Annotated in this window: 15 protein-coding genes; 7 read left to right on the top strand and 8 right to left on the bottom strand. The window is 42.0% G+C overall.

The features are described 5' to 3' along the window. Positions 1 to 65 precede the first annotated feature (65 nt). The 3 genes from AC59JO_RS11060 (at position 66) to AC59JO_RS11050 (ending at position 1,247) form a co-directional block, all read left to right on the top strand. Positions 66 to 194: a hypothetical protein gene (locus tag AC59JO_RS11060; protein ID WP_497305333.1), complete on the top strand. Its 129-nt coding sequence runs from the start codon at positions 66 to 68 to the stop codon at positions 192 to 194. A 95-nt stretch (positions 195 to 289) separates the two neighbouring features. Then, entirely contained in the window at positions 290 to 889 is a 600-nt protein-coding gene (locus AC59JO_RS11055; RefSeq protein ID WP_497305331.1) for a TNT domain-containing protein, read from the top strand. Between the two features lie 19 nt (positions 890 to 908). Continuing rightward, complete coding sequence (locus AC59JO_RS11050) at positions 909 to 1,247, top strand: hypothetical protein (RefSeq protein WP_497305329.1); 339 nt, start codon at positions 909 to 911, stop codon at positions 1,245 to 1,247. Positions 1,248 to 1,318: 71 nt separating this feature from the next. On the opposite strand, the gene AC59JO_RS11045 is transcribed toward AC59JO_RS11050, so the two are convergent. Continuing rightward, a complete protein-coding gene (locus tag AC59JO_RS11045; protein ID WP_413666265.1) occupies positions 1,319 to 2,239 on the bottom strand; it encodes a DUF6263 family protein in 921 nt (306 codons plus the stop codon). 152 nt (positions 2,240 to 2,391) lie between these two features. Between AC59JO_RS11045 and AC59JO_RS11040 the strand changes: the two genes are divergently transcribed. Beyond that, positions 2,392 to 2,634 (top strand): hypothetical protein, encoded by a 243-nt coding sequence (locus AC59JO_RS11040; RefSeq protein ID WP_091213400.1) that lies wholly within the window; start codon positions 2,392 to 2,394, stop codon positions 2,632 to 2,634. Between the two features lie 83 nt (positions 2,635 to 2,717). On the opposite strand, the gene AC59JO_RS11035 is transcribed toward AC59JO_RS11040, so the two are convergent. Further along, positions 2,718 to 4,499, bottom strand: a complete 1,782-nt coding sequence (locus AC59JO_RS11035) for a DUF885 domain-containing protein (RefSeq protein ID WP_497305326.1) — start codon at positions 4,497 to 4,499, stop codon at positions 2,718 to 2,720. A gap of 138 nt (positions 4,500 to 4,637) precedes the next feature. Here AC59JO_RS11035 and AC59JO_RS11030 point away from each other — a divergent pair, with 138 nt between their 5' ends. After that, positions 4,638 to 5,108 carry a DinB family protein gene (locus AC59JO_RS11030; RefSeq protein WP_413666263.1) on the top strand — a complete coding sequence of 157 codons (471 nt, stop codon included), beginning with the start codon at positions 4,638 to 4,640 and terminating at the stop codon, positions 5,106 to 5,108. Positions 5,109 to 5,442: 334 nt separating this feature from the next. Here the strand turns inward: AC59JO_RS11030 and AC59JO_RS11025 are convergent, their stop codons facing one another. Continuing rightward, entirely contained in the window at positions 5,443 to 6,759 is a 1,317-nt protein-coding gene (locus tag AC59JO_RS11025) for an alpha/beta fold hydrolase (RefSeq protein WP_497305324.1), read from the bottom strand. Positions 6,760 to 7,045: 286 nt separating this feature from the next. Here AC59JO_RS11025 and AC59JO_RS11020 point away from each other — a divergent pair, with 286 nt between their 5' ends. Continuing rightward, entirely contained in the window at positions 7,046 to 9,490 is a 2,445-nt protein-coding gene (locus tag AC59JO_RS11020; protein ID WP_497305322.1) for an outer membrane beta-barrel protein, read from the top strand. On the opposite strand, the gene AC59JO_RS11015 is transcribed toward AC59JO_RS11020, so the two are convergent. The 3 genes from AC59JO_RS11015 to AC59JO_RS11005 all read right to left on the bottom strand — a co-directional run bounded on the left by AC59JO_RS11015 (position 9,487) and on the right by AC59JO_RS11005 (position 11,089). Further along, complete coding sequence (locus AC59JO_RS11015) at positions 9,487 to 9,714, bottom strand: KTSC domain-containing protein (RefSeq protein ID WP_413666260.1); 228 nt, start codon at positions 9,712 to 9,714, stop codon at positions 9,487 to 9,489. The genes AC59JO_RS11020 and AC59JO_RS11015 overlap by 4 nt on opposite strands. Before the next feature lie 44 nt (positions 9,715 to 9,758). Next, positions 9,759 to 10,139, bottom strand: coding sequence for a DUF1634 domain-containing protein (locus tag AC59JO_RS11010; protein ID WP_413666259.1), 381 nt, complete (start codon positions 10,137 to 10,139; stop codon positions 9,759 to 9,761). Positions 10,140 to 10,252: 113 nt separating this feature from the next. Further along, positions 10,253 to 11,089, bottom strand: coding sequence for a sulfite exporter TauE/SafE family protein (locus AC59JO_RS11005; protein WP_110585481.1), 837 nt, complete (start codon positions 11,087 to 11,089; stop codon positions 10,253 to 10,255). Between the two features lie 168 nt (positions 11,090 to 11,257). Between AC59JO_RS11005 and AC59JO_RS11000 the strand changes: the two genes are divergently transcribed. Further along, on the top strand, positions 11,258 to 13,096 hold the full coding sequence (locus AC59JO_RS11000; protein WP_497305319.1) for a UbiD family decarboxylase: 1,839 nt from the start codon (positions 11,258 to 11,260) through the stop codon (positions 13,094 to 13,096). Between the two features lie 267 nt (positions 13,097 to 13,363). On the opposite strand, the gene AC59JO_RS10995 is transcribed toward AC59JO_RS11000, so the two are convergent. After that, positions 13,364 to 13,510, bottom strand: coding sequence for a hypothetical protein (locus AC59JO_RS10995; RefSeq protein WP_497305317.1), 147 nt, complete (start codon positions 13,508 to 13,510; stop codon positions 13,364 to 13,366). Positions 13,511 to 13,589: 79 nt separating this feature from the next. Next, the gene (locus tag AC59JO_RS10990) at positions 13,590 to 13,961 is read right to left on the bottom strand and encodes a zeta toxin family protein (protein ID WP_497305315.1); all 372 of its coding nucleotides are present in this window, start codon (positions 13,959 to 13,961) and stop codon (positions 13,590 to 13,592) included. Between the last annotated feature and the right edge of the window lies 1 nt (position 13,962).

The following is a 13,962-nucleotide window of genomic DNA, read 5'->3' as shown; positions in this document are numbered from 1 at the left end:
GTAATAATTTAGTTTATTGGTTTGTTTTGGTTGGATTAATATAGGATGGAACGGGCTTTTTTACAATGAGATTTTTTAATCAGGTATTGCTGGTGAAACCAACGACTACAGGCTGGAAGAATCAGCAGTGTCCGCTGCTGTCCTCAACTATCCTTTACCCGGAAACGGACGGACAGGCCAGTCCCACCCTTTGATATTTCATATTATAATATGAATAAAATAAATATGATAAATCCCTTTCATAAACGCGTTACTCATGTTAGCTTTATCTCACCAAAAACTACATCGAATGAAAACACTAAAATTGCTGATCCTTTCCGTATGGCTGATGCCTTTCCTGGCAACGGCCCAAACCAAACCACACCATGCTGCAAAGGCGCACCACATGCCCGTACGCGGCATTACTTACGACGACTTTAAAAGCTCGGTAGCCGACTTTGCCGACACCAGCAGCAAAAAAGCACTTGCCGATTCGGCCTGGTTGCTCTGGAAAACTGAGAAATGGGATGCGCTCGAAAAATTTTTCACTGCAAACAATCTTAACGGTGGCTGGCCTCCAAATCGCGGCGCAGTAAACCTGATCATCATTACCCTTAAAAAAGGTGTGCTTATTGACCGTTATGGCGGTTATACCGATGCTTCGGGTGCTTTTCAGGATAAAGGTACCTTTGTATCGCCAAAAGGTGTACCTTTCCCTATGCGCGCTTTGCCGGATAATACCCTTAGCAAGCCATATAAAATTTACAAGATCCTGAAACCGATAGCCAAAGTTAGGGAGGGTAAAATTATTCCATGGTTTGGCAAACCGGGCCTGGGTATCCAATACGAAGTACCTGCTACTGTTAACGACCTGAAAGCTGGTGGTTACATTGAAGAAGTGAAACAATAAAAAACCATACTATTAAAATATGATCACAAAATATGTAGTAACAAAATCATTGTTGTTTGATGGAGATGAAGCCGATGCTGTGCATAAAACCTTTAACCTGCCTGCCGGCGATATAAAGTTCAGTGATTTTGCCAATAACAATTTTGAAGATCTCCGTAAGATACTTACACTCGACGACTTTAATACCATTGTAAAAACAGGCGGCTTTAGTATCGGCGGTTTCCTAAACCTATACCAGGGCAGCGAAAGGCTCAGGTTATATTATGCAAAAAAAGGAGATACCATAATTGTTTTTGCCTACGGCGAGTTTCAGCCTACAAGGTATAAGCTTTATCTTGAAGGGGTATGGGCATTGTAATGCCGAGATTGCATAATAAACAAAAAATCCCTGCCGGTTTCGGCAGGGATTTTTTGTTTATGTGCTTTTAATCAATGATCGGTGGTTGAGGTTTCGCTTGTAACACTCATAGGGAAGGTTACACCGCCTGGTACCTGTGGACTATCTTTTATAGCTACACTGCCGTCGATGCTTTGTTTAACCTTTGAACTTGAGATCCAGCCGGTAGCCCTGTCGACAACAACATCCGACACCATGGTGCCCTTCATGTTATACTTCATTGGCAAATTACTAACTATCTTATAATCGGCTGTATTATCAGTTTCTATGGTGGCATTTCCGTGGATCACAAAGCTTTTCGGCGTTATATCCATCAACTGATAAACCGAAACCATTTTTGCGCTCATTGCTCCCTGCAAGTTGTTATTTATTGTCCACTTATCATTTTTTGAAACCGGCACCTCCGGCAGGACGGACATAGCCATTTCAAGATTGCTTTTAAGGGCCCCTGAACCAAACGACTGGCTCAACTGGTTTTTTAACTGTTCTTTCTTTTCGGCCGGAACTTCTTTAAAACCATCTATCATGGATGTGATCATACTTTCGGCGTTCTCTATCGACCTGATCCTGCCGCTTTTGGTTAGGGTTGCCGTAAACGGTTTATTGGTTATACCCGACATTATCCTGGCCATAATATTGGTAGTATCTTTATCATCAGAATTAAAAGCTACATTACCGTTAGGCAACTGCATTTGCATACCAACTTTAGTATAGTTAACTTCCATGTAGTAAAGGGAATCATCGGCATTTAATACCTTGAACGATATTTTACCATTGATGGTCATATCAATACTATTAAGCTGCCCGTTTATGGTTTGCTTAACAACAGAGTGGGCCGTAGTAGCCAGGTAATAAGTATTGCCTTTTATTAGTTTTAAAACCGGTTTTACCTTTTGGGCATAGCTTGCAGCTGATAGGATAACCAGCACAACGGCGAACAAAATTTTCTTCATGGCCTAAGATAGATAAGCGCTAAATATATTATAATATTTTTCTCAAAAAACTAAAAATTCCTAACAATTATTTGAAATTAATTTCGTTAACTTTATACTACACACGACTCTTTGTTTTTTTGACACACCTAATAACGAAAGGAGAGGTTTTCATGTTACAGCAGATAGCATTTATGCCGCAGCACCAGTTTCATGTGCTTATCAATTTTGCCGGGGAAGATGAACGTATTGTAGCCGTTTTACCCAATGAAGCAGGAAAATTCCGCGTGGTTGACCAGGGTAAAATAATTGCCGAACTTAAATTAAATGAAGGCTGTTGTACCTGCTACAAAGGTAAGCTCAGAAAAAATGTCATGGCTCAACTTGAGCACCAGATAAAAATTCATTACGCGTAAGCTGTTGATAAAAAGATTTTGATAGTTCATGGGAAATAAACTCATGGTTCATAGTCCATGAGTTTATCCCCGTGGACTATCAATTAATTTCCGCTGGTTTTGGCCAGCATGGCTTCCCTTATGAACTTAACCGGAGCGCTGCCGTAGCTCAAAAACTTTTCGTTAAACTCTTTCAGCTTATACTTATCGCCCATTTTTATCTTATAGGCATCCCTTAAATCAATGATCTCTTTGTAACCCGTGTAATAACTGGTAAGCTGAACACTGGTTACACTAACACGTTTCCATTTGCCATCAGCCTCGGCTTGTTGCTGGAAAGCTTCGCGGGTTAGCAGTTTAATAGCTTCATCTTTGGTCATGCTACCGCTGTGCACACTGTAATCTAAAATGGTATTACATACCGAACGCAGGTTCCATTTGTACCACATCAGCATCATTTCGGGCTCGTTATTGCCAAAACCGTTCTCCAGCATCATTTGCTCGGTGTATACTGCCCAGCCTTCGGCCATAGCACCATTGCCAAATACAGCTTTGATAATGCTTGGTGCTTTGTTGGAGTAAACGCCCTGCACATAATGACCGGGCACGGCCTCATGAATGCTCAGGATCTGCAGAATATAATTATTGTATTCGCGCAGGTAACTTTCGGCCTTTTCCTTGCTCCAGCCGGCCAGGCTACCTACATTATAGTACGAATTGCCATTTTTATCATAAGGGCCGGGGCCGCTCATTGAAGCGCCCGCTACACCTGCCATATAACCGGGCTCCTTACGGATGATCAATGGTTTTGACGGATCGAGCGTTAACAGGTCTTTAGCCTTAACAAAAGCATTAAGCTTAGGTATGATCTGCTCAATTGACGATTGAAATTCTTCGGGCTTAACGTGTTTTGTTGATATGGTATCTATCAGCTGGCTTATCATTTGCAAGCTATCGGCCGGTGCAGCCTGTTTACCAAAGTATTTCGGCCAAAGCTGTTTGCTGATCTTGGCCATTTCACGGTGAATATATTTCTTACGTTCAACGGCAGCATTGTAAATTTTCTCGGCAGTGTTGGTGGCTACAATTTCGTATTTAAACTTATCCTCATATAAATCCTTACCCAGCCTGAAACTTCTTGGATGATCGTTTTTCAACGCTTTAAGCCAGTCGGTATAAGCTTTAATGGCAACAACGCTTTGAGCTGCCCTATCGGTCATTAATTTTTGCTCGGCTTTAGGGATATTGGTTTTCTTAAGCGAATCGGCAAAGTCCTTTTCTATAACATCAAGCCCACCCAGGTTTTGCTCAATAGCCAAACTGGTAAGCTCCACCACCGGATTTTTGATCTGCTTTTGGGCATCTTTATAGTATTGCGGAATAAACGACATACGCTGATAAAAATGGCGCAGGCGTTTAGGCAAAGGCTCATAATGCTCATTCAAAATATAAGCGAAAGTGCCGATAACATTGTATGACGATGGGTCCCACTCGTACTGTTTTAACTGGCGCACCTGCCATTGCAGGTATTCAAGCTGGTTTTGCAGAATTTTATAGTCTATTTTATTAGCTTCAGACAGGGTATTCACTTCAAAACGGCTCAATGAATCAACCTGGTATTTGGCAAAGGTTACCAGTTTGTCGCGGCTTTGCTCGTTAGGCAGTACCATCAAACTATCATATTTATGATACCCTGCCGAGGTTGCCCAATCTGGGTTTAGCTTCCAGAAGTTATCCAGAAACGTATTCTCATACTTAATGAACGCCTCATCATCTTTACCCAGTAGCGGCCCTGTACCGCTGCCCCCATCTTTTTTACAGCCCGTAAAGGCTACTATAAACAAAACAACGGCAAGTGCTAATTTTAAGAATATATTTCTGATCACAATTGATGGATTTTACAATGAAGTATAAACTTAAAACATTTAAGCCAAATAAATCAAACCGGCGACGAATTTGTTACTTTAAGCCCCCCGGCCCCCTAAAGGGGGTGCGAGAATAGCCGTTATAATTTGAATTTACTTATGAATAACGAACACAACGTTTTAATTGATGAAATTGTGCATTTGCTGCAGGGCGGCAATGCCCACGCCGATCTTAAAAAAGCGCTCGATGGTTTACCGCCCCATCTTCGCGGGGTTAAAGTTGATAAGTTACCCTATACCATTTGGCAGTTGGTTGAACATATCCGCATAGCTCAGTGGGATATGCTGGAGTTTAGCAAAGATGGCAGTCACGAGTCACCCAACTGGCCCGATGATTACTGGCCAAAAGAGCTTGCACCCCAAAATGATGAAGCCTGGGATAATAGCATTAAGCAAATTAATAATGACCTGGAGGAGCTGATAAAGCTGGTGAAAAGCGAGGATATCTATAAAAAGATCCCTCATGGCGATGGACAAACCATCCTTCGTGAAGCATTACAGGCAGCTGATCATAATGCTTACCATGTAGCCGAGATCATTGTGATCAGGAGGTTATTGGGGGCCTGGTGAGATAATTATCACATGTCATTGCGAGGAGGAACGACGAAGCAATCGCATACCGTACAGGGCGGATATGCTTCCGTGCGATTGCCACGCTATCGCTTATAATGACGTAATTCTAAGTTATTGATTATTAGGTGTGTTTTTAACAAGTGTTATAACATGGGCGTTGCCTGCGGCCCGGGCTGTACGCTCATACTACACGGGCCTTAGCCACAGGCCGGTATCCGCTCCCATCCCTAACGCGGCCCAGCACGCCATCTCTAAAACACATTTTGCAGGTCATTACGGTTTTTTCCGGGTCTCCCTGGTTGTTCCTCGCAATGACATGATTTTTAATTCGCTATCTCGTTGTTTTGAGCACAAAATTAGTTACCGCAGTAACAAACTCCGGCTTCAGCGGTAAATCGGGCTCGTTGTAAGTGGCCTTGTTCTTTTCCTTATCTACCGGGGCTTCTTTAAGCACGTGGTTCATGTTGGGGATAATGTCAAGTATAGCATCTGATTTTGCTTTCTTCAGCTTCTCGGCGTCACCAACGGTTACCTGCAGATCTGTGGTTCCCTGGATGATCAGTATCGGCGCTTTTACTTTCCTGATCTCGCGCTGAGGGTTGTACCTGAACCATGACATCAAATATTTCTGAATGCTTGGCCTGGCTATAAAATATAATGCAGGGTCGATATTGTCGGTTGTTTTACCGCGTTTTAAACTATCAAGCATCCGGTTAAATCCATCCGAAATAAAAGCGGGCTGGGATTTCATTTGCTCGGTGAGGATCTTATCGGCCGAATCTCCCGCACCGGCAACAGATATAAACCCTTTTATCGGCTCATCAAGCGAAGCCATCATACCCACCAACGAACCTTCGCTATGTCCCAGAATAACTATCCGTGAAAAACGCTCATCTGACGAAAGCATGTTAAGCAAAGCAGCAGCATCTTCTACGTAATCTTCAAACCTTATTTCGTTTTCTTTAATAGACGTGGTGCTTTGCCCAACCAGGCGTTTATCGTAACGCAAGGTAGCTATTCCTTTTTTACCCAGCTCGTTAGCTATCATTTTATAAACATTGGCATGAAGTCCAAGTTTAGGACTATTGCCATCCCTATCTGTAGGGCCTGAGCCTGCAATGATCAATACCAGCGGAATTTTCCCGTTAGCATCCTTCGGCATAGCCAATGTCCCGGATATTGAGCCCAGCAAAGTTTTAACAGTTACAGGCGATTCAACCAAAGAAGGATCGGTAGCTATGGTTGTACCTGCTGCCGGAGCTGACGCTGTAGTGGCATTTTCTGCTTTATATGGTGTTAATGACAGGCCTGTAAATTTATTATCTGCATTTAATGAAAGGTTTAATAAAAACATCCCTTTTTGAAATACTGCTTTATAATGCGCAATGGGTGTTTCGTAGCTTACTAAATCAGCCTGTAGCAATGAACCTAACTGTGTTTTTAACTGCACAGTTGTGCTTTTAAAATCAGCCTGTGAAAGGGCTTTCATCATTTCGGGGCCAAACATGCTGTACACACTATCCGGTTGATTGTTGTTATATAGTTGCTTAAACTTATTTAAAGCCGTGGCGTAATTGGCAGGCGGCGTTTGAGCAAACAATTTCCCTGCAAAACAGGTAATTAATATAAACAGATACAGTTTTTTCATGTTATAATGGTCAATATACAATGCGATGATGTATTGAGGCCGAAAATAAAGAAAAAATCATGTTGTTTTGTTTATTTATGCCATTGCATGAGTTTTGGCAAACAATATTTAATTGTAACAATGTAAAACCTTTTACGTGGCTTAATCCATACTAATGTTGCAACATTGTTTTATATTATATCGTTAAAATACCAATACAATACATATAGTTTTATATATATTGTATTATATTGCGTTACATTTTATAATCTTTTAAACTATAGCAAACTTCTACATCTACTAATTAATGAGGGTTTTAACAGCAGGCTTATTTTTTGCATTCCTGACAGGAATGTATTGTTTTTCATTTGCCCAAACAAAACCTTCAATAATACAAGGTAAAGTTTTAACCGAAAATAGCCAGCCGGCCGAGGCCGCTACCGCCGTATTACTCACTGCTACCGACTCGTCTGTATTAAAATCAAGCCTGGTAAATAAAAACGGCCAGTTTGAATTTACAGGGCTGCGGCCTGATAGCTACTTAGTACTTATCAGTAAAATAGGATACGTAAAAGTTTATGCCGGCCCATACAATATTGTAGCAGGCCAAAAAATAACTGTCAGTGATATTGTTTTAAAACTTTCGGACAATCAACTGCAGGAGGTTAAAGTAGTTGCCCGAAAACCATACATAGAGGTGAAACCCGGCAAAATTGTATTAAGTATACAAAACAGCATCCTGGCCGAGGGTAATTCGGCTTTTGATATCCTGAGGCAATCGCCGGGGGTAAGGGTTAACAGCAATGAAACTTTGAGTATTAACGGCAGGCAGGCTGCATTAATAACAATCGACGGCAAACCTACCAACCTTACAGGCGACGACCTTACCAGTTTACTCCGCAGCATGCAAAGCAGTACTATTGACCAGGTTGAAATGATCAGCAGCCCGTCGGCCAAATATGATGCATCGGGCGGAGGTATCATTAACATTATCTTAAAAAAGGGAAAAAACCTGGGTACCAACGGTACAGTTACTGCAATGGCTGGTTATGGTAAATATTATAAAAGCACTGCAGGCATTGTTTTCAATAACCGCACCAGTAAGCTCAATATCTTTGGAAACTACACTTACGATAATAACAAAGGCACACGCACTATCACGACTAACCGAAATATCACTTATAACGATATCCTGAGCAATTACGATGTTGATTACAACAATATCCAAAAAACCACTAACCACAATTTTAAAATCGGTGCCGATTATACCGTCACCCCTAAACAAACCATAGGCTTCCAGGTAAGCGGCATCATCAGGGAAGACGACTTTACAAAGCACAATGACCTGTATATCAAAAACCAGAGTAAACTGGATTCGATCATCAGGGCCCGTTCAAATCTCGACAGGGGCAGCAGTTATTTAAACTATAATATCAATTATAACGCGGTGCTGGATAAAAGTGGTAGAAGTATCTCGGTAGATGGAAACTATTCAACTTACCACCGCCACTCAAATGAGTTTATTACCAATAGCTTTTTTACGCCGGCAGGTGATACCTATCGCGATGACCTTGATTTGGAAAACCTTTCGCCATCAGATATCCACATCTGGACATCAAAAATTGATTTCGTTAATCCACTGAATAAAACCTCACGATTGGAAGCAGGCATTAAATATAACAAGGCCAGCAGCAACAACAACCTTGTTTTTGGCCCGAAAGTAAATAATGTATACCAGGCAGATGAAAATTTCAGCAACAGGTTTCTTTATACAGAAGCGGTAAGTGCGGGTTACATCAACTACGTTAATAAGATAGGCAAGTGGGATATTACGGCGGGCATACGTGCCGAAAACACCCACGCAAATGGTAAGTCGTGGGGGCTATATGACAACACCCCTGACGTAAACACTTATAATTATTTTAACCTTTTTCCGCAGGCACAAGTAAGCTATGAGGCCGATAAAAAGAACATCATTGGCATAAGCTACAACCGTGGCATTCACAGGCCACTTTATGAGGATATCAATCCCTTTTTATACTATACCGATCTGTATGACTACCGCGCCGGCAACCCGCAGCTAAAGCCCGAATACACTAACACCATACAAATCTCCCATACTTACGATCAAACTTTTTCAACCGAGTTATATTATACCGTTACCAATAACGCTTATGATTTCCCGGTTTATTATCAAAACGACTCTACCAAGGTCAATGTAACCTATCGCAAAAATTTCGGGCAGATCTTTGTTTACGGTGCTTCATTTTATGCACCGGTTCAATTTACCAAATGGTGGTCGGCCAGTTTTAACCTTGATGCTATTTATGTTCGTTATAGAGCTTACCCACAAAACGGCGATTTCAACAGGGGCAAACAGGATATTATTTTCGGCAGTACACAAAACTTTACCATCACCAGTACATTACTTGGCGAAATATCAGGCAGGTATGAAACCCCAACTATTTATGGCATCAATGAGCTCAAAGCCAGCTATTCGGTAAATGCGGGTGTCAGCAAACAAATATTAGATAAGCGGGCCACTATTAAATTAACCCTTAACGACGTATTTAATACCGACCGGGGACGTAATCATGCCAGCTATCAAAACATCGATCTTTCGGAGGTAAATAAGCGCGATACACGCATCGTGAGGCTTAATTTTAGTTATCGCTTTGGCAAAAGCACGGTTAAATCGGCCAATAAGCGCAATACAGGTAATGATGACGAGCGCCGCCGCACCGGAAATTAATGGTGGGCATACCTGACTTTCAGTTCGGGATATTTGCCTTTTATACGGGTAACAAAGAAGTTCCCCAGTGATTCGGCGTTAATAAATTTTTTGTAGGTAGATAAAGGAAAACCGAAGTACTGCCATACACCACCATTTTCCCGAAACTCAAGTTCAAGGATACGGGCGTCCTGGTCATAGCCAACACTGCTTAAAGCCGATGATTGTACTGCGCGCCTTTGCATTTATTATAAATACTATATTAAATACAAAAAGGTTTTAAAAAATATTATCCTGCGTGGCCGCTTATCATACTGGCTAAAATAATAAACAGCACAAGCATCGTAATTGCCGTGTACAGGAAATCCTTTTCCATAATGAAGCCAATAGCCGAAAATACCACCCTGATAACCGGCGTAGCTACCAGCAAAACTATCCCGGCCTGTATAATAGCTCTGCCGCGTAAAGTAAATATCCCCTGTATAATACCACCCGGATTACTCACAAAATCAGGCACACCAACAAACTTGCTGTAATCAACATGAGTTTGCCCATGCCTGTACAGGTAAATAACACCGCCAATAAAAATAACACTCATTGATACCAGCACTCCAGCGCGCAGTATCCAGCCTATTACGGCCTGCATATCGGTATCTTTGAATTTGTTCATTAGTTCACTTGTTCATTAGTTTATTGGTGGCATAGTTCAAAAGGCATTCATTAAATCTGTCATTCTATACTTCAGAAAAGACCAATGAACCAGTGAACAAATGAACCAATGAACTATATAGTTCCTGTAATTCCTTTATATATCATTTGCGACGCCAAAAACGTAACCACCACGGCAAAAACTACGCGCAACCATCCCGATGATGAGGTATGTACCAATATCTTGGATCCGCTTAAGGCACCTAATAAAACACCTATGGCAACCGGCATGGAAAGTCCAGGGTCAATATATCCTCTTTGCAGGTAAACCACTGCGCTCGCTGCTGCTGTAACCCCTATCATAAAATTACTGGTAGTGGTTGATACCTTGAAAGGGATCCGCATAATACCATCCATTGCCAAAACTTTTAACGCGCCCGAACCTATGCCAAGCAGGCCCGATATCACTCCGGCAAAAAGCATCATAAAGAAGCCCCCGCCTACATTTCTTACTGAATACGCAACTTCTCCGGCAGGCGTTGGAAAACTGCCATTCAGTTTTAACTTTTCGGCCAATATGCTTTTTTGCTGATGAATATGTTCTGCCTTCTTTTTTAATGACATTACGGCCGATAGGATCAGGATCACCCCAAATAAAACAGCTATAAAATTTGTGGGGATATAAACAGCTATCAATGCACCAACCATGGCACCTGCCGTAGTGGCTATCTCCAGGAACATACCCAGCCTGATATTGGTAATACCCTCTTTAACGTAAGCAGCTGCCGAGCCCGACGATGTTGCGATAACCGAGATTAGTGAAGCGCCAATAGCGTACTGGATATTAACCCCAAGCAAAATTGTAAGTAAAGGGATAATAACAACCCCTCCGCCTAAACCCGTTAACGAGCCTAATAAACCCGCCAAATACGACCCAACAAGTATAATAAGCGTAAGTACTGTTACCGACATAGGGGCAATTGATATTTGATGGCTAAAGTAAGGATTTTATTATTAGATCATTGGTGCTACAAGCCATTGCTTATATTAATCGCCCATTACCGTTTGTAATACTGTATGTAAATATCCTGATGACAATGAAATGAATGCCTCAATGAACTAATTTCTTAATTTCGCCTCATGGGTTACTCAAGTTTACAAGCCTGCATTACCGATCTCGAAAAAAATGGCCACCTGGTTCGTATCAAAGAACAGGTTGATCCCTATCTGCAAATGGCCGCGATACATTTACGCGTATTTGAAAATGAGGGGCCTGCTATATTATTTGAGAATGTAAAAGGCAGTAAATTTCCCGCGGTATCAAACCTGTTTGGTACACTCGAGAGGTCGAGATTCATATTCAGGGATACACTCGAAAAGATCAAGGTGTTGGTTGATATTAAAAACGACCCGATAAAAGCCATAAAAAACCCTTTTAAATATGCAGGTGTTGGTTTAACCGCCCTTTCGGCATTACCTATGAAAGGCGGCACAGGTGCACCAATCAAATTTGGCAAATGCAATATCAGCGATATTCCGCAAATTGTGAACTGGCCTATGGATGGCGGTCCGTTTGTTACCATGCCACAGGTTTACACTGAGGATGCGGATAAACCCGGCATTATGAGCGCCAACCTGGGCATGTACCGCATTCAACTGGCCGGTAATGATTATATCCAAAACCAGGAGATTGGTTTACATTACCAAATTCACCGGGGTATTGGTGTACACCAAACTAAAGCCAATGCCAAAGGGCAACCGTTAAAAGTAAGCATCTTTGTGGGCGGCCCGCCGGCTCACCCAGTGGCTGCCGTCATGCCCCTACCCGAAGGCTTATCTGAGATGACATTCGCCGGCGCATTAGGCAACCGTCGTTTCCGTTATTTTTATGATAACGAAGGTTTTTGCATTTCGGCCGATGCTGATTTTGTGATCACCGGCACTGTGATGCCGCACGAAAACAAACCCGAAGGCCCCTTTGGTGACCATTTGGGTTATTATAGCCTGGTACATCCCTTCCCGCTGATGAAGGTGCATAATGTGTATCATCGTAAGGATGCTATCTGGTCGTTCACTGTGGTTGGCCGCCCGCCTCAGGAAGATACCAGTTTTGGAGCATTGATCCATGAAATTACGGGATCGGCTATTCCTAAAGAAATTCCAGGTTTGCATGCCGTTAACGCCGTTGATGCCGCTGGTGTGCATCCACTTCTTTTTGCTGTTGGCAGCGAGCGTTACACCCCCTATCTTAAAGAGCGCAAGCCACAGGAAATCGTTACCATAGCCAACCATATATTGGGCAAAGGTCAGTTAAGCCTTGCCAAATACCTGTTCATTGCCGCGCAGGAGGATGATCCCAAACTTAATGTAAACGATATTGGCGGATTCCTGAAACATATCCTGCAAAGAGTTGACCTTACCCGCGACCTTCATTTCCATACCAACACCACCATCGATACACTCGATTATAGCGGTGAAGGCCTAAACTCGGGCAGTAAATTAGCTGTTACCGTTGCCGGTGATATTAAACGCGAACTTTGGACAGAGCTCCCCGATTGGTTCAACCTCCCCCGCCCTATTAGCGGCTGTAAAATGGCCATGCCGGGCGTGTTAATGGTTGAGATACCCAAACACGTAAATCACAAGGATATCGATAACATTATCAGCATTATCGAATATCATTTACAGGATGAAGACCTAAGTGGCCTGCCACTCATAGTGCTTTGCGATGATGCCGGTTTCGCTGCTCAAACTATCAACAATTTTGTATGGATAACCTTTACACGCAGCAACCCTTCGCACGATATTTACGGTGTGGGCAGCTTTACCGAACATAAACACTGGGGCTGTAAAGGTCCGCTGATTATTGATGCCCGGATAAAACCACATCACGCGCCTGTGCTTGAACGGGTAGCTGAGGTTGAAAAAAAAGTGGACAAATTGGGCGAAAAAGGCGGATCGTTGTTTGGGGTTATTTGAAGAAAGGCTAAAGGCTAATGCGTTTTGAAATGCTTTGTTTTATTTTTTTGAGATTTTTGCGTTAAGGATTGCAGCGGATACCCGCCAATGTGGTTAAGGCCGGTGCAGTATGAGCGGAAAGCCTGGGCCGCAGGCAACGCCATTATTGATTCTTGAAATTAGGATGTTCGATTTCGGATTTGAAATATTATTGTCCTGAAAAAGTCACAAGTGGGCCACGCACAATCAAGGGCATAACACTTGCGACAGACGGAGATTACTTATATATTATCTTTCAAAATCTTCGTTAGCAGTTATCAAATCAAAAGCGTCTTTATTCATTCTTTGATTTAAATAGGCGTATTGTGCAATTTTTTGAGGGTAAAGCAAATTCGTTGCTTTATAGTATACTAATACTGACTTCTCAAAACTCATGATCTTTGTATTTCTACCTGTTACTCCTGTATAAATTAAATCTGTCCGATCGAAGTAGAAAAAATAAGTGGCAATATTTTTAAAGCTTTCTAAAATTGATCCGGATGTTACCATTACTAATCATTAATCCACTTTGCTCAACTGTCCTAAAAGCAACTCTTTCTATTGAATGTTGAGGAGTGTCTAAAAAGAGCGCTATCAAAGAAGAATCATACCCCTCATTTCGGGCATGGTCAACAAGGTCTTTGAAGCTACTATCATTAAATACCGTTTCAAGAATAATGTTTTTGCCGTTCTTAACTGCATTATTAAAAACCTCTTTTACTCTTCCTTTATAAACATCGGTCATAATAATCTCAAAACCGTCAAGCTCGCTGATTCGGGTACGGATAAAACTTGATTTTCCTGCAGCATTACATCCGGCAATAAATATCAGTTGAGATTTCTTCATT

The sequence above is a fragment of the Mucilaginibacter sp. A5337 genome, assembly GCF_059690695.1.
Note: the sequence above shows the minus strand (reverse complement) of the source record. Positions and strands in the feature narration are given on the sequence as shown.